The organism is Shewanella sp. SM101, from assembly GCF_025654465.1.
In the GTDB taxonomy this organism is placed as follows: Bacteria; Pseudomonadota; Gammaproteobacteria; order Enterobacterales; family Shewanellaceae; genus Shewanella; species Shewanella oncorhynchi.
In genome coordinates this window covers 66,201-81,810 of the sequence record NZ_JAKKRH010000016.1, presented here as the reverse complement: position 1 = coordinate 81,810, position 15,610 = coordinate 66,201, and the positions used below count along the sequence as shown (strand labels likewise).

Annotated in this window: 12 protein-coding genes; 10 read left to right on the top strand and 2 right to left on the bottom strand. The window is 46.3% G+C overall.

Annotated features, from left to right (window positions below):
• Positions 1 to 108: 108 nt before the first annotated feature.
• From xseB to dxs, 3 genes are read left to right on the top strand one after another with little or no spacing between them, the layout of a single operon-like run.
• Positions 109 to 348 (top strand): exodeoxyribonuclease VII small subunit, encoded by a 240-nt coding sequence (gene xseB / locus L5M38_RS10850; protein WP_006080884.1) that lies wholly within the window; start codon positions 109 to 111, stop codon positions 346 to 348.
• Between the two features lie 2 nt (positions 349 to 350).
• Entirely contained in the window at positions 351 to 1,232 is an 882-nt protein-coding gene (gene ispA / locus L5M38_RS10845; protein WP_113941026.1) for a (2E,6E)-farnesyl diphosphate synthase, read from the top strand.
• Between the two features lie 21 nt (positions 1,233 to 1,253).
• Positions 1,254 to 3,122, top strand: a complete 1,869-nt coding sequence (gene dxs / locus L5M38_RS10840) for a 1-deoxy-D-xylulose-5-phosphate synthase (RefSeq protein WP_105249771.1) — start codon at positions 1,254 to 1,256, stop codon at positions 3,120 to 3,122.
• 127 nt (positions 3,123 to 3,249) lie between these two features.
• On the opposite strand, the gene grpE is transcribed toward dxs, so the two are convergent.
• Positions 3,250 to 3,870, bottom strand: a complete 621-nt coding sequence (grpE, locus tag L5M38_RS10835) for a nucleotide exchange factor GrpE (protein WP_028760692.1) — start codon at positions 3,868 to 3,870, stop codon at positions 3,250 to 3,252.
• A 100-nt stretch (positions 3,871 to 3,970) separates the two neighbouring features.
• Between grpE and nadK the strand changes: the two genes are divergently transcribed.
• From nadK to L5M38_RS10800, 7 genes are all read left to right on the top strand, one after another.
• Entirely contained in the window at positions 3,971 to 4,849 is an 879-nt protein-coding gene (nadK, locus tag L5M38_RS10830; RefSeq protein WP_081729057.1) for an NAD(+) kinase, read from the top strand.
• Between the two features lie 1,016 nt (positions 4,850 to 5,865).
• Positions 5,866 to 7,509: an L-lactate permease gene (locus L5M38_RS10825; RefSeq protein ID WP_049821741.1), complete on the top strand. Its 1,644-nt coding sequence runs from the start codon at positions 5,866 to 5,868 to the stop codon at positions 7,507 to 7,509.
• 77 nt (positions 7,510 to 7,586) lie between these two features.
• Positions 7,587 to 10,391, top strand: coding sequence for an FAD-binding and (Fe-S)-binding domain-containing protein (locus L5M38_RS10820; RefSeq protein WP_263179086.1), 2,805 nt, complete (start codon positions 7,587 to 7,589; stop codon positions 10,389 to 10,391).
• A 310-nt stretch (positions 10,392 to 10,701) separates the two neighbouring features.
• Positions 10,702 to 11,445, top strand: coding sequence for a (Fe-S)-binding protein (locus L5M38_RS10815; protein ID WP_263179085.1), 744 nt, complete (start codon positions 10,702 to 10,704; stop codon positions 11,443 to 11,445).
• A 10-nt stretch (positions 11,446 to 11,455) separates the two neighbouring features.
• Positions 11,456 to 12,850 carry a lactate utilization protein B gene (locus tag L5M38_RS10810; protein WP_113941021.1) on the top strand — a complete coding sequence of 465 codons (1,395 nt, stop codon included), beginning with the start codon at positions 11,456 to 11,458 and terminating at the stop codon, positions 12,848 to 12,850.
• Between the two features lies 1 nt (position 12,851).
• Positions 12,852 to 13,421, top strand: a complete 570-nt coding sequence (locus L5M38_RS10805; protein ID WP_028760696.1) for a lactate utilization protein C — start codon at positions 12,852 to 12,854, stop codon at positions 13,419 to 13,421.
• Positions 13,422 to 14,055: 634 nt separating this feature from the next.
• Positions 14,056 to 15,234 (top strand): AAA family ATPase, encoded by a 1,179-nt coding sequence (locus L5M38_RS10800; RefSeq protein WP_263169960.1) that lies wholly within the window; start codon positions 14,056 to 14,058, stop codon positions 15,232 to 15,234.
• Positions 15,235 to 15,245: 11 nt separating this feature from the next.
• On the opposite strand, the gene L5M38_RS10795 is transcribed toward L5M38_RS10800, so the two are convergent.
• Positions 15,246 to 15,599: a hypothetical protein gene (locus L5M38_RS10795; RefSeq protein WP_242068336.1), complete on the bottom strand. Its 354-nt coding sequence runs from the start codon at positions 15,597 to 15,599 to the stop codon at positions 15,246 to 15,248.
• Positions 15,600 to 15,610 lie beyond the last annotated feature (11 nt).

The following is a 15,610-nucleotide window of genomic DNA, read 5'->3' as shown; positions in this document are numbered from 1 at the left end:
AAAATTTCAGTAACAAAGCGTGCTATTGAGCAAATATCTTTAGTCTGAATTTGACCCTTACGCCGCCCTGATATACCTTGTGTCCGCTAAATCAAAGGAAACCTGAACGTGGCGAAGAAACCCGAAAATCTTAGTTTTGAAGAATCCCTTGGCGAACTTGAACGCATCGTTGCCGATCTAGAACAAGGCGATATATCCCTCGATGACGCGTTAAAACAATTTGAACGTGGCATCAATCTCGTTCGAAATAGCCAAGCAAAACTCGAACAAGCCCAACAAAAAGTGGCCATTTTACTGAAACAAGATGAAAATGCGCCCCTATCCCCCTATGCCGTTGAGGGCGAATAAGCGTGTTAGTCAGTACCATTCAAGAATATCAACAACGAGTTGATGATCAATTAAAACAGCGTTTTAGTACGCTTGAAGATACAGCTCCCCAATTAAAAGCCGCTATGACTTACGGTGCCTTATTGGGAGGGAAGCGCATTCGACCGTTCCTCGTATACAGTGTAGGACGCATGTTTGGGGTCGAACTCGAAAAGTTAGATGCTTGCGCCGCAGCCATTGAATGTATCCATGCTTATTCATTAATCCACGACGATTTACCCGCCATGGACGATGACGAGCTCCGCCGTGGCCAGCCGACCGTGCATATTGCCTTTGATGAAGCGACGGCCATTTTAGCGGGGGATGCTCTGCAAACCTTAGCCTTTGAAATTGTCACCGAAGCCGTAGCAGGGATCAGCAGCGAACAACATATTGCTATGGTAAGAGTATTAGCCAAAGCCTCAGGTTATCGTGGTATGTGTGGAGGCCAAGCAATAGACTTAGCCTCGACCGATAAACATATTGATCTTAAAGCATTAACTCAGCTACATAATATGAAAACCGGCGCCCTTATCAGCTGCGCCGTTGAGTTAGCTTTGATCGCCGCAAACGCGCCAAAAGATCAGTATGCTGCTATGATGGATTTTGCTCGTGCGGTCGGACTCGCCTTCCAAGTACAAGACGATATCCTTGACATCGTAGCCACCACCGAAGAGCTAGGTAAACCGCAAGGCTCTGATACTGAATCGAATAAGAGTACGTTTCCACAACTACTTGGACTACAAGGTGCACAAGACACCGCCAAACAACTGATCCAAGAGGCACTATCAGCGCTGGCTAAATTGCCATACAATAGCCAGTTAATTGCAGACTTCGCCCGCTATATCATTGAGCGAAGAATATAATAAGAGTCGAAGTATCTCGCTATGAGTTTGGACATTTCTCAGTTTCCCGTGTTGGCGCAGGCCAACACCCCCAATGAGCTCCGCCAGCTTCCTCAGGCACTTTTACCACAAGTAGCCGATGAACTGCGCGAGTTCCTTCTTAAGTCTGTTGGCATGTCCAGCGGACATTTTGCCTCTGGGCTCGGCACAGTAGAACTCACTGTGGCACTGCACTATGTCTACAATACCCCCTTTGATCGACTGATCTGGGACGTAGGCCATCAAGCCTATCCCCATAAAATTCTCACGGGTCGACGTGACAAGATGCACACCATTCGGCAAAAAGATGGCTTACATCCTTTCCCATGGCGTGAAGAAAGTGAATACGACACTTTCAGCGTTGGCCATTCTGGCACGTCGATTAGCGCCGCGCTGGCGATGGCGATAGCTGCAGAAAAAGAACAAGCAGGTCGTAAAGTGGTCGCTGTGATCGGCGATGGCGCTATGACTGGCGGCATGGTGTTTGAAGCCATGAACCACGCGGGCGACTTGCACAATGACATGCTCGTGGTACTGAACGACAACGAAATGTCGATTTCAGAAAATGTCGGCGCCCTCAACAATCATTTAGCACAACTGATGTCAGGCCGTTTCTACACCACACTGCGCGAAGGCGGCAAAAAAGTGTTAAAAGGTATGCCAGTCATCAAAGAAATGGCCAAGCGCACTGAGGAACACCTCAAAGGTATGGTCGTTCCTGGCACTCTATTTGAAGAGTTAGGTTTCAACTACATAGGTCCTATCGATGGCCATGATGTAGACGCTCTGGTCGAGACCATGCGCAATATGCGTAATCTGAAAGGTCCACAGGTGCTGCACATCATGACCAAAAAAGGTCGTGGTTATGAACCTGCTGAAAAAGATCCTATCGGTTGGCATGCTGTGCCTAAGTTTGACCCATCACTCTTTAAAAAGCCGGCCACCAAACCCGGTTTACCGACCTTTTCTCAAGTCTTCGGTAAATGGTTGTGCGACATTGCCGAACAAGATGAGAAAGTGTTAGCGATTACTCCTGCGATGCGTGAGGGTTCTGGCATGGTGGAGTTTTCCCAGCGCTTCCCGAAACAATATTTTGATGCAGCGATTGCTGAGCAGCATGCCGTCACCTTAGCGGCGGGTTTTGCCTGCGAAGGCTTCAAGCCTGTAGTCGCGATTTACTCGACTTTCCTGCAACGCGCCTATGATCAGCTTATTCACGATGTGGCACTACAACAATTGCCCGTGTTATTTGCCATTGACCGTGGCGGTATCGTCGGTGCAGATGGTCCAACCCACCAAGGTGCATTCGATTTAAGTTTTATGCGTTGTATCCCTAATATGGTGATCATGGCGCCGTCCGATGAAAACGAATGTCGTCAAATGCTCTACACTGGCTATTGCTATGATGCGGGCCCAAGTGCGGTGCGTTACCCAAGAGGCAGTGCAACGGGAGCGATGCAAGTCGAGTCCATGACTGCGTTGCCAATTGGTAAAGGTGTCATTAAGCGTATCGGTAAGCGTATTGCCATACTTAACTTTGGTACCTTGCTCGCATCGGCATTAACCGCTGCCGAAAGCTTAGATGCGACGGTTGTCGATATGCGCTTTGTGAAACCACTTGATGTTGATCTGGTAAAAGAAATGGCACTAACCCATGAAGTGTTAGTCACTGTGGAGGAAAATGCCATTATAGGCGGTGCGGGTGCCGGAGTGCTTGAACAGCTTCAAAAGCTAAAAATGCCTAAAGCCGTACTCCAAATTGGTTTGCCAGACGAGTTCATTAAACATGGCTCGCCAGAGGAAGTCATCCACGATTTGCAACTGGATGCCGAAGGCATACTGGCGCAAATCAATGCTTATCTAGCGCAATAGGCTGAACTTGCTTATCTCGTTAAGACGCTAAATGTTATCAATAAAAAATTCCACCCATAAAAAAAGGACTGCAATTGCAGTCCTTTTTTGTTGCTGTCTGTTATAACAGCGGCTGATCCAATAAAGCTTAAGCTTCGATATCTATCGTTGCACTTTCTTGGTTAGGGCCACCCTGTGACACCATCACCATAGCAGGGCGCAGCAAGCGACTGTTCAGCTCATAACCCTTTTGCATCACCAACATCACAGTGTTCGCAGGGAACTCGGCGCTTGGCTGCATGCCAATCGCTTGATGTTGGTCAGGGTTAAATGACTGACCTTGTGGATCAATTTGCTTAACACCAAATTTAGCCACCGCAGTGAGTAAGCTTTTTTGAGTTAACTCAACACCTTGATAAATCGCTTTCGTCGCTTCATCTTCTGGGTTTGTCCCCATTAGCGCTCGCTCCATGTTATCAAGCACAGGCAAAAGTTCATTGGCGAACTTTTCCAAGGCAAACTTGTTCGCCTTTTCCACATCCATTGCGGCACGACGACGAATGTTATCGACCTCGGCTGCGGCGCGGATGACTGAATCCTTCTGCTCTTCAACTTTCGCCAAAGCTTCAGCGAGTAACTGTTCCAGCTCTTCAATACGGAAATTGGCCTGGGTAAGCTCATCGATCAGACTTGCTTCTGCGGTAGATACTTCAGACTCTACACCCTCTTGGATCAGATCCTGTTCTGCTTTAATCGATTCGTTGCTCATTTTCACTCCAGCTAAAAATGCTTTGTTTCTGAAATACTCTGGGCATATTATGGGGATCAATTTTGACGTTTCAAGGCCTAAGGCCAGATCTAGCATAAATATGACCACAAAGTTTCATACTATCGGCCTTATCGGCAAACCTCACCACCAAGGGACCAACCAAACCTTAAAACGTCTGCATTATTGGCTGACAATGCAGGGCTTTGAAGTCTTAGTGGAAGAGCGTGTTGCTACCGAATTAGGACCCAATATCATAGCGGTCGATTTACTAGAAATTGGCGCGCGTTGCGACTTAGCCATAGTCGTCGGTGGTGACGGTAACATGCTCGGCGCGGCAAGGGTATTAGCCCGCTTCGATTTAGGCGTGATTGGGGTTAACCGCGGCAATTTAGGCTTTTTAACCGATCTGCCGCCCGATGCCTTCGAAGAAGCACTCGCCAAGGTACTCGATGGAGAGTTCGATACCGAGCATAGATTCTTACTCGAAGCCGAAGTCTATCGCCACGGTATGCTCAAGGCGAGCAACACCGCCGTCAACGAAGCCGTACTCCATCCGGGTAAAATTGCCCACATGATTGAGTTTGAGGTCTATATTGACGATCAGTTCATGTACAGCCAACGTGCCGACGGCATGATAGTGTCAACGCCTACCGGTTCAACGGCCTACGCCCTCTCCGCTGGCGGCGCTATTCTGACGCCTAATTTACAGGCACTAATCTTAGTACCTATGTTCCCGCACACTTTGTCGTGCCGCCCGATTGTTGTCGATGCGTGCAGCACCATAAAAATGGTTGTGTCACCTGAAAATGGCGAAAACCTCGAAGTCAGCTGTGATGGCCACGTGCATTTAGCCGTGTTACCCGGCGATGAAATCATAGTGCGCCGCAGCTCTGAACGTTTACGGCTTATTCATCCTAAAGGACACAACTATTTCCACGTGCTGCGGACCAAATTAGGCTGGGGCAGCAAGTTGTTTTAAGTCTGTATCTGTTGGCTAAATCACCAATAAAAGAGACATATCACGTCTCTTTTTTATTTTGTAAATTTAACCTAGAAGGTTGCGATTAAAGCCTTATCTTTTCCCCTGCACAGTCTTTGGTGAACTTTTTAGCACCTCTCACAAACAACTAATATTCGCATTAATGGCGTTTGAGCATTAATGAAACTAACCAGTCTGATAAAAGTTCAAACAGTATTTTTTAGTTTTGTTACTTAAAATTTCTGCTTCAATTTCACCCTGTTCTCTCAATTTCCCCTCTTAACCCATTAGAAGCGGTCACTTTTTATTTCAACTTTTCTGTTATTCGCTCAATATACTTGAATATTTGGGCTGGCTGTTCGCTCAAATAAACTGAAACTAAATTAAATAATGGTTATTAAATTTCATATTAAAGTAAAATTCATTAAGTGATATCCATCACAATAAAATCCCACCATTTTAAAACGTGCTCTAGGTCACTATAAAAAACCATTCCAAAATGGACATATTAGGCAAACATTACAATAGCTTGATGAAAATAGAAGTAAATGAGTTAATCTAGCCACAACAATCTATGCGACCTTAATCACACCTTAAAAATGACTGAAAAAACCAATAACAGACTATTAATGAAATAAATGGATCAGTTAATTGCAATAATGACGATGAATATGAGTGATAGCTCTACTTTTAATAACCAGAAAAACAACAAATTTAATTTAATATAACCAAAGTAGATATACACCCAACAGTCTAAGTGATCATTGTCACATATAAGAAAATCCCCCGAGAGAAGCACCCCGCAGCACTGTAAATTAGCATTTCATATAACAGCCAAGATGATCTAGATCATATTAGTCAAGCTCACAATAGCGTCTAGTACACAACACAGAATGTCGAGACCGTAAGTACTTGCAGTATTAACTGCTGATTTATTGGTCTGGGAAGTCGACATGAAGGCAGATGAAAAATCCTAATATCAATAATAAGACAGACCACTTTATGAAGAGGCAAGCATGACAATACTTCAACTCCTCGCTAGCTTGACGCCAGTGCTCAGTGTAATGCTATTTCTAGTGTTACTCAGAATGCCTGCATCTAAGGCTATGCCTATCTCCATGATAATCACAGCGCTCGCCGCCGTGTTTATTTGGCAAATGGATACCACATTACTGGCGGCATCGGTCCTCGAAGGACTGCTCTCAGCCATCACACCGTTAACCATCATTTTTGGTGCCGTATTCCTACTCAATACCCTGAAATACTCAGGTGCCATGGACACTATCCGTGCTGGGTTTACTAACATCAGTGCCGATGCCCGTGTACAAGTCATCATCATCTGTTGGTTATTCGGTGCCTTTATTGAAGGTAGTGCTGGTTTTGGCACTCCCGCAGCCATTGGCGCACCACTACTGGTATTGCTTGGCGTACCACCCGTTGCCGCAGCTGTCGTGGCTTTGATTGCTGACTCGGCCTGTGTATCCTTCGGTGCGATTGGTCTACCTGTACTCTTTGGGATGGAACAGGGTCTGATCCAAGGTGGCGTGAGTATGGCGGCGGAGCAATTTGCTGCCCATGGCGGTAACTATGCTGGTTATGCGCGATATATCGTCATGCATATGATCACTATCGACTTAATCACAGGTTCATTAATTCCTCTCGTAATGGTGACCATGCTAACTGGATTCTTTGGTCGCAATAAATCCTTTAAGGAAGGCTTAGCAATTTGGAAATTTGCGATTTTCTCAGGTCTTGCCTTTACCGTCCCCGCATGGATCATCAACTACCTTGCAGGCCCAGAATTCCCTTCGGTTATCGGTTCATTGATCGGTATGGCCTTAGTGATCCCGGTTGCGCGTAAAGGCTACTTACTGCCTAAAACGCCATGGAATGATTTCGCAGAGAATGACAGTCAAGAAAGCGGAAAAGTCGAAACAACGGCTAAGTTTTCTCAAATTGCCGCTTGGACACCTTACATCATCATGGCTGCGCTTTTGGTACTGTCGCGTACAGTGGCACCGTTAAAAGCATGGTTATCAAGCTTTAACATCAGCTGGACAGGCCTAATGGGCACTGAGCTTAAAGCCAGCTTCGCAACCTTATATGCACCAGGTGCCTTCTTTGTTGCCGTGTGTATTCTAGGTTTCTTCCTGTTCAAAATGAAAAGCCCTGCGATTCAGCAAACGGTCGGTGTTTCATGTAAGTCCATGTTGCCAACCATTATTTCATTAGGCGCATCAGTGCCTATGGTGAAAATCTTCTTAAACTCAGGCGCGAATGGTGCAGGCCTTGCCTCAATGCCTGTCGCTTTAGCGGATATGTTGGCAGGTTCCATGGGCGCAGTGTGGGCTTGGATGGCACCTATCGTGGGGATTTTTGGTGCCTTCTTATCGGGTTCAGCCACTTTCTCAAATATGATGTTCTCCAGCCTTCAATACAGCGTGGCCGACAATATTGGCATGAACCACACACTGGTATTGGCACTACAAGGTATCGGAGCAAACGCCGGTAACATGATGTGCGTAATGAACGTGGTTGCCGCTGCAACGGTAGTGGGTATGGCAGGTAGAGAATCAGAAATTATCCGTAAAACAATGCCTGTTGCCATTGGTTATGCCTTACTGGCGGGCACAATAGCTACCCTGTGGGGTGGATTCTAAGCCGTTTTATTTTATTGAATGCCCGAAGTCACTCCCAGTGACTTCGGCTTTAATCTATTAATAAAGAGAGTGATGCTATGTCGATTAACTATAAACTGGTCATCGATGATCTAAGAACGCAATTAGGTGATCATCCCGTGACGGATGATCCCGTTCGCCGTTTTGCCTGGTCCACCGATGCAAGCTACTTCAGGATAGTCCCAGAAGTGGTTGTCCATGCAGAAACCCTAGAACAGGTAAAGCTCACATTAGCCGTTGCCCGTAAGCATGATGCACCCGTCACGTTTAGGGCCGCTGGAACCAGTTTATCTGGCCAAGCTATCGGTGAAGGTATTTTGTTGATCCTTGGCCATGATGGTTTTAGAAAGATTGAAGTCAGTAGCGATGCCAAACAGATCACCTTAGGTGCTGCTGTCATTGGTTCCGACGCTAACGCCGTACTCGCGCCGCTTAACCGCAAAATTGGTCCCGATCCCGCCACCATAGGCTCCGCCAAAATTGGTGGTATTGTGGCAAACAATGCTTCGGGAATGTGCTGTGGTACAGCGCAAAACAGTTACCAAACTATCGCTTCCGCGAAACTTCTTTTTGCAGATGGTACTGAACTCGATACTGGCTGTGAAAAATCAAAAGCTGCCTTTGTTAAATCCCATGGAAAAATACTGGATGCGCTGACAGAACTGTCGCACATGACTCGTCATAACACAGTGTTAGCGGACAGAATTCGTAAAAAGTATTCCATTAAAAATACCACCGGCTACGGCATCAATTCGTTACTCGATTTTACCGACCCATTTGACATCATCAACCACTTAATGGTGGGGATGGAAGGCACCTTAGCCTTTATTAATGAAGTCACTTATCACACAGTGAATGAAGCTAAATTTAAAGCCTCAGCTATGGCCGTATTCCATAATATGGAAGATGCCGCACGAGCCATACCACTGATAAACGGTGAAAGCGTTTCTGCGGCTGAACTCCTTGATTGGCCATCAATCAAAGCAGTAACGGGCAAGCCTGGCATGCCAGATTGGTTATCAGAATTGCCGGCCCTATCCGCTATTCTACTGATAGAATCCCGTGCTGATGACGACAAAACCTTAGATAATTATACTCAAGATGTCACCGCGAAACTCGCCGGTTTTGACTTTATCCGCCCAATGGAATTTAGTACTAATCCAGCGATTTATGACAAATACTGGGCAATGCGCAAAGGCTTGTTCCCGATTGTAGGTGGTGAGCGTCCAAAGGGAACCTCAGTTATCATCGAAGACGTGGCCTTTGAACTAGAGCACCTTGCTGCTGCGGCGCACGATATCACTGAGCTTTTCCATAAACATGGTTACCCTGAAGGCTGTATTTATGGCCATGCTCTTGCGGGGAACTTCCACTTTATCATTACCCCCACCTTCTCGACTCAAGCCGATATCGATCGTTTCCATGCCTTTATGGATGATATTGCCGACATGGTGATTAACAAGTACGACGGTTCAATGAAAGCCGAGCATGGTACTGGCCGTGCTGTCGCGCCGTTCGTCGAAAAAGAATGGGGACAAGATGCTTACACTTTGATGAAGAGCATCAAACAAGTATTTGATCCACAGGGTATTCTAAACCCAGGCGTTATTCTTAACGACGATAGCAATGTCCACGTTAAAAACATCAAGCCCTGCCCTGTGGTCGATGATTTTGTTGATAAGTGTATCGAATGTGGTTTCTGTGAAAAAACCTGCCCAACATCAGCACTCAACTTCTCACCTCGTCAGCGTATTGCGACTCTGCGTGAAATCGAACGTTTAGAACAATCCGGTGATAAAGCCGCAGCAGCAGAAATGCGCGCCGCCGCTAAATACGATGTAGTTGATACCTGTGCCGCCTGCCAGCTTTGTACTATTGCTTGCCCAGTGGATAACAGCATGGGCCAACTGGTGCGTAAACTGCGCACGCCGTACATCAGCACTACTGAACAAAAAGTCTTAGATTTCCAAGCCAAACACTTTGGCGCAGTTAACCAGGTTATCAGTTCAGGTTTTGACATGCTTGGCGTGATCCACAAGATCACTGGCGATAACATTACCAGTGCCCTAATGAAAACCGGCCGTTTGATTTCAAAAGAAGTGCCTTATTGGAACCCCGATTTCCCGAAAGGCGGCAAATTGCCAAAACCATCCCCCGCTAAAGTTGGCCAAGAAACAGTGGTTTACTTCCCAGCCTGCGGCGGCAGAACCTTTGGTCCGACGCCAAAAGATCCCGATAACCGCACTTTGCCAGAGGTGGTCGTCACGCTGCTGGAACGTGCTGGCTATAACGTCATCACACCAGAAAAAACCCGCGATTTATGTTGCGGCCAGATGTGGGAATCTAAGGGCGACTTTAAAAACGCCGATGCCAAACGCCAAGAACTTATCGATGCAGTGAGCAAGATGATCAATGGTGGCAAGCTGCCAGTGATCGTCGATGCCCTGTCTTGCACTTACCGCACTTTGTCAGGTAATCCAAAAGTACAAATTATCGACTTAGTTGAGTTTATGCACGACAAGCTACTGACTAAGCTCAACATCAGCAAAAAAGTCAATGTGGCACTGCACTTAGGTTGTAGCGCACGCAAGATGAAACTTGAACCTAAGATGCAAGCAATCGCCGATGCCTGCTCTGCACAAGTGCTCAAACCTGCGGGAATTGACTGCTGCGGTTACGCGGGTGAAAAAGGCTTGTATAAGCCTGAAATCAACGCCAGCGCACTACGTAATATCAAAAAGCTCATTCCTGTCGAGATTAAGGAAGGCTATTACGCCAACCGTATGTGCGAAGTCGGTTTGACCCAACACAGCGGCATTTCATACCGCCACTTAGCTTATCTGCTCGAAGAGTGCAGCCGCTAATCTGGTATGACAATAGTAAACAACGGGGCTATTTTTAGCCCCGTTTGTTTATATAAGCGAACTATTCTCATTTATTTGTCATTAAGTATTTTTTGAGAATTTAAAACCTGAATAAATACATTTTAAAATCAATATAATCATCAAGTTAAAATATTCTCATTTTTGAAAAAATCAACAAGCTCATTTACTAAATTAGGGCTACTTATTCCGCTAAGATAGGCCTATATTTGATCAACTACCTTAGCATTAGTGTGGATATTGGGTCACACTGCAAGGCAATGTCGTTCACTAACAAGAAAGAGAAAACACAATGAAAATCGCCCTTTTCATCCCGTGTCTAGTCAATCAAATGATGCCAGAGGTCGCGATTGCCACCTTGGAATTATTAGAGAAACTCGGGCACCAAGTGATTCTGCCCGCGGGTCAAACATGCTGTGGCCAGCCGATGACAAACTCGGGTTGCTTCGATGCAGCACGCAGTACCACCCTTAAATTGCTCAACGCCTTTAAAGGAGTGGAATGCGACGCTATTGTTTGCCCTGCCGCCTCTTGTTTAGTGGCCGCCAAAGAAAACTTCCACGAGTTTGATAGCAGCCCAGAAGCACAAGCTGTGATCAACAAACTCTATGAACTCACAGAGTTTTTACACGATATCGCGCCGATCCCAGCCTTTACAAAGCCCTTCGCGCACAAGGTAAGCCTGCAACTAAGTTGCCATGGCATTCGCATGTTAAGCCTTGCCACCCCAAGTGAGCAAATGGGGCCAAGATTCAACAAAGTCGAAGCTGTATTGGCCAATATTGCAGGCATAGACATAGTGTATCCAGACCGCCGTGACGAATGCTGCGGCTTTGGTGGCACCTTCGCCGTCGATGAAGGCGCAGTGTCGGCCAAAATGGGCAAAGACAAAGCCCACGCCCACGCCGCAACGGGTGCTGAGTATGTGGTGGGTTTTGATCCCTCATGCCTATTGCACCTCGATGGCATGATCCGCAGACAGCAATTGCCGATTGAAATTCGCCACATAGCGCAAGTGCTAAACGCCGCGATCTAGGAGACTCACCATGGCTTACAATCATAATCACGGAGCTAATGGCTCCCAAGTCCATGCCCATAAAGCCGATATTTTTTGCCGCGACGAAACCCGTGTCGACTGGCATTCAAAAGCGCTATGGATGCTCAGAGAAAAACGCGACCGCGCCGCGGGTAGCATCCCAGAATGGGAACAACTGCGCCAGCTTGGCTCAGAAATTAAGCTCCACACGCTAACCCATCTTGCTCAATATCTTGAAACCTTTGAACAAAACTGTATCGCCAACGGTATACAAGTCCATTGGGCGAAAGATGGCGCAGAGCACAATCGTATCGTGCATGACATTTTATCCCGCCATAAAGTCAAAAAGTTGGTGAAGTCTAAGTCTATGCTGACCGAGGAATGTCACCTCAATCCGTACTTAGAACAACGTGGCATTGAAGTCATAGACACCGACTTAGGTGAGCGGATTATTCAGCTCGCCAAAATGCCACCATCACACATAGTCGTGCCTGCTATCCATATGAAAAAGGAAGAAGTCGGCGAACTCTTCCATGAGAAACTCGGCACTAAAGCAGGGGCAGCCGATCCCTTGTATTTAACCCGCGCCGCCCGTGCCCACCTGCGTGAACAGTTCCTTAGCGCCGATGCCGCGATGACAGGCGTGAACATGGCGATTGCCGATAAAGGCGCCGTGGTGGTCTGCACGAACGAAGGCAACGCCGACATGGGTGCTAACCTGCCTAAGTTGCAGTTGCATTCAATGGGCATCGACAAAGTGGTGCCCGATATCGATAGCGCAGCCGTCTTGCTACGCACACTGGCGCGCAACGCCACAGGCCAACCTGTCACGACTTATAGCGCCTTTTACCGTGGCCCACAGCCCGAAGGTGAGATGCACATTATTATCGTCGACAATGGCCGCACTGAGATGCTCAAGGATAAAATCCTCGCAGAATCATTGAAGTGTATTCGTTGTGGTGGTTGCCTCAATACCTGTCCTGTGTATCGTCGCTCCGGCGGTTACAGCTACAACTACACCATACCTGGCCCAATTGGTATCGCAGTGGGCGCTAAGATTGATGACACTAACTCGATTGCCTGGGCCTGTACCTTGTGTGGCAGCTGTACCTATATCTGCCCAACGAAGGTGCCGCTCGATAAGATTATTTTCCACCACAGACGCCTTAAGGCTGAAGCCGGAAAACTCCCCTATGGCAAAAACAGTTACATGCCATTAGTGGGTAAATTTATGGCAAGCGAAACCATGCTGAACTGCTCTATGAGTGTGGCGAGAACTGCGCTGCGCATTCTACCGGGTAGTCTGTTAAAACCCTTTAGCGGTGCATGGGGTAAATACCGTGAACTGCCCGTTGCCCCGAACTCCAGCTTCGAAGCTTGGTTTAAGAAACACAGGAGCCTATAAGATGTCTAGTAAACTTGAAATTCTCAATGCGCTCAAACTGTCGGCCTTAACAAATCATCCTATGCCAAGCATAGATGTGACGCCAAGAGTAGAAAATCTCGTCGGCCAATTCGAGACCAACCTCAATACTGTCGCGGGTACGCTGCATAAAGAAGGTGGCATCAAAGCCCTGCAAGCCAAAGTCGATGAACTTATCGCCCAAGGGTTACAGGTCATCTCCCTTGTAGAGGGTGTCACGGCAAACCGTGAAATGCCACCCACTGCCCACGAGCTCAAAAACATAGATTATGCAGTGATCCCAGGTGACATTGGCGTTGCCGAAAACGGTGCCATTTGGGTTAACAATAAGAATCTAGGCCACAGAGTGACACCTTTTATCTGTGAAAACCTGATCTTAGCCCTGCCAACGAATAAGATTGTGCCGACCCTACATCAGGCAGCTAAAGAAATCACGTTAGCCTCAGGTGAGTTCGGGGTGTTTATCGCGGGTCCATCAAAAACCGCCGATATCGAACAAGCCCTCGTCGTCGGCGCCCACGGCGCCTGCAGCTTGAACGTGTATTTGCTCTAATGCCTCGAGATTTAATGTAACCAAGAAAATTCAAGGGTTATGGAATAATCGAAACACAAAAGCCGCCTTCATTAGCGGCTTTCTTATTGAGACTTCGCTGAATGATATTTGAGTTGTAGGCTGATAAACCACTAACACAGCTTACCAATTAACGTTTATTGACTAACAGTTTACAGGCTTGCCATGGCATTCACTCGCCGACTCGGTGAATAGAAACCTAGGGCCTCTAAGCTTATGAACGAGAGCCATGGCCGTTCTCATGCATCCCTGCATTGCACGACATTCAGGCGTCCTGCCTATCAGATGGCGAACTGGCAGTTAAACACGGATGTTGTTCAAGTCAATCCGTGGATGCAGGGCCGCTCCATCCTGCTCTTTGATGAACGGCGCCGTCCCTAACATTTATCTGCGTACGTTAGTGACGCTTAAATACAAACCCAACATTAAGATGTTGATTTACATTGTGATATAACTACGTTCTAAGACAATCGTTAGTGATAAGCAGGGGATCTTTATCAAGTCGCTTTAACCACGTGCGATAGCGCACATACTGAGGATACCTTGGTAGTATCCTCGACTCGGTTGATAGTATTCTCGATTATGTCCATGAGGCATTTATAGTAAAGGTGAGTAAATGAACGAGGTATTACTACAAATAAAGGCGCTCACCAATGGTGATCCTTTGTTGACGGCTGTCATTGTTGGAGTATTAACATTTACGTTAATTGGACTCGTAGGCTACATGCTAAAAGATGTCCCCGCGAAGCTGTTAAGTTGGCTCAGTAGTCTGCTGTTTGTGCGGCTCACTATAGACGATAGCCATCAGGCGCGCACAGAGGTATTCAATAAACTGTCCTTTTTGATCAGTAATACTACCATTCCGTTTTTTTCACGCTCTATCTCTGAGGCTGTGTACTATGACTATAGTGTGAGTTACGACGGGCGTGTCAGTGTTAAATCTATCGGCTACGGTATGCACCTGTTTAAATACGGTGGTTGTTTCATGTTGGCTACCCGATCTAAGGTCGATAGTACGATGGCATACGATTCTATTACTGTAAGTGCACCATGGTGGGCAAAAGATAAACTATATAGTTTTTTAGAAGATACTCGTGGAGACATATCTACAGAGCCGAAAGTTAATATTTTCGAAGAAACCGAATGGTGTCGCTATGGCACATTGAAATCATCGGGTTTTAGTGAATTAGTGCTAGATGAAGAGTTTAAGCAGAAGTTGATGGGAGAAGTTGATAACTTCGCAAGTAGAGGGAAATCGGTTGTAAGTAAGCTAACCATACTGTTACATGGAAAAACGGGTACTGGTAAGACGGGTATAGCGAGAGCCTTAGCTGTTGAGTATCATCGCGATCTATACATATTGAATCTATCGACTGTAAATGATGCCACTATTCATAAGGCGATTAGAAAGGTACCGCCCGGAGCTATGTTGTTAATAGAGGACTGTGACTGTGTAAAGGCGACGGTATCACGAACTGCTGAAAGCAATGTAGATAACCCACCACTCACTTTAGGTGGCGTTCTAAACGCGTTAGACGGAATCATTCCTCTTGATGACTGCCTTGTAATAATGACCACAAATCATCCTGATAATCTTGACCCAGCGTTGATACGTAAAGGTCGTGTAGATGTCAGTATTGAAGTACCACTTATCAGTGCAAAACAAGTTAATGAAGACTACTTTGAACGTTTTGGCGCAGTTCTTAATAGAACTGAGCCATTGTTAGGTTGTGAAGTCTATGAACTCCATCGCAGAGCGAACTTAAGATATGGTGTGTGTTGTAAGCCAGTGTAGATGCTCTGGATTCAACAAACCATGAGGTCATGATAGCCATGAATAACAATAAACTGATCGTCTTCAATTAGTGGTAACTGGCCGAGTTGCTGTAATCTGATTTTTAATTCAGCAAGCAGAAATACATTGTCATCCGCCAAACCGGCAGGAAAAACGGTTTTCGCAATTCTAATCGCGTTAATGGATTTATAGCGAATACACCTTTGCACAAAAAGACAATCAGTAGCCATGATCTCGGATAACACTTGATTTGAGGCTTCATAATCGAGAGGAAAGTCCTCTTCACCGACCAACTGTAGTTGCAAATACACAGGACGAGAAGCTAACAGCGTCATACATTCGCGCCATTTAGTATTATTCATCATAGAACTCATAA

What these genes read in the sequence shown, in the direction of transcription:
- L5M38_RS10810 (WP_113941021.1), top strand. Translation starts at nt 11,456, where the DNA reads ATGGCTTACAATCATAATCACGGAGCTAATGGCTCCCAAGTCCATGCC.
- L5M38_RS10820 (WP_263179086.1), top strand. Translation starts at nt 7,587, where the DNA reads ATGTCGATTAACTATAAACTGGTCATCGATGATCTAAGAACGCAATTA.
- L5M38_RS10800 (WP_263169960.1), top strand. Translation starts at nt 14,056, where the DNA reads ATGAACGAGGTATTACTACAAATAAAGGCGCTCACCAATGGTGATCCT.
- L5M38_RS10805 (WP_028760696.1), top strand. Translation starts at nt 12,852, where the DNA reads ATGTCTAGTAAACTTGAAATTCTCAATGCGCTCAAACTGTCGGCCTTA.
- nadK (WP_081729057.1), top strand. Translation starts at nt 3,971, where the DNA reads ATGACCACAAAGTTTCATACTATCGGCCTTATCGGCAAACCTCACCAC.
- L5M38_RS10825 (WP_049821741.1), top strand. Translation starts at nt 5,866, where the DNA reads ATGACAATACTTCAACTCCTCGCTAGCTTGACGCCAGTGCTCAGTGTA.
- grpE (WP_028760692.1), bottom strand. Translation starts at nt 3,870, where the DNA reads ATGAGCAACGAATCGATTAAAGCAGAACAGGATCTGATCCAAGAGGGT.
- L5M38_RS10815 (WP_263179085.1), top strand. Translation starts at nt 10,702, where the DNA reads ATGAAAATCGCCCTTTTCATCCCGTGTCTAGTCAATCAAATGATGCCA.
- dxs (WP_105249771.1), top strand. Translation starts at nt 1,254, where the DNA reads ATGAGTTTGGACATTTCTCAGTTTCCCGTGTTGGCGCAGGCCAACACC.
- L5M38_RS10795 (WP_242068336.1), bottom strand. Translation starts at nt 15,599, where the DNA reads ATGATGAATAATACTAAATGGCGCGAATGTATGACGCTGTTAGCTTCT.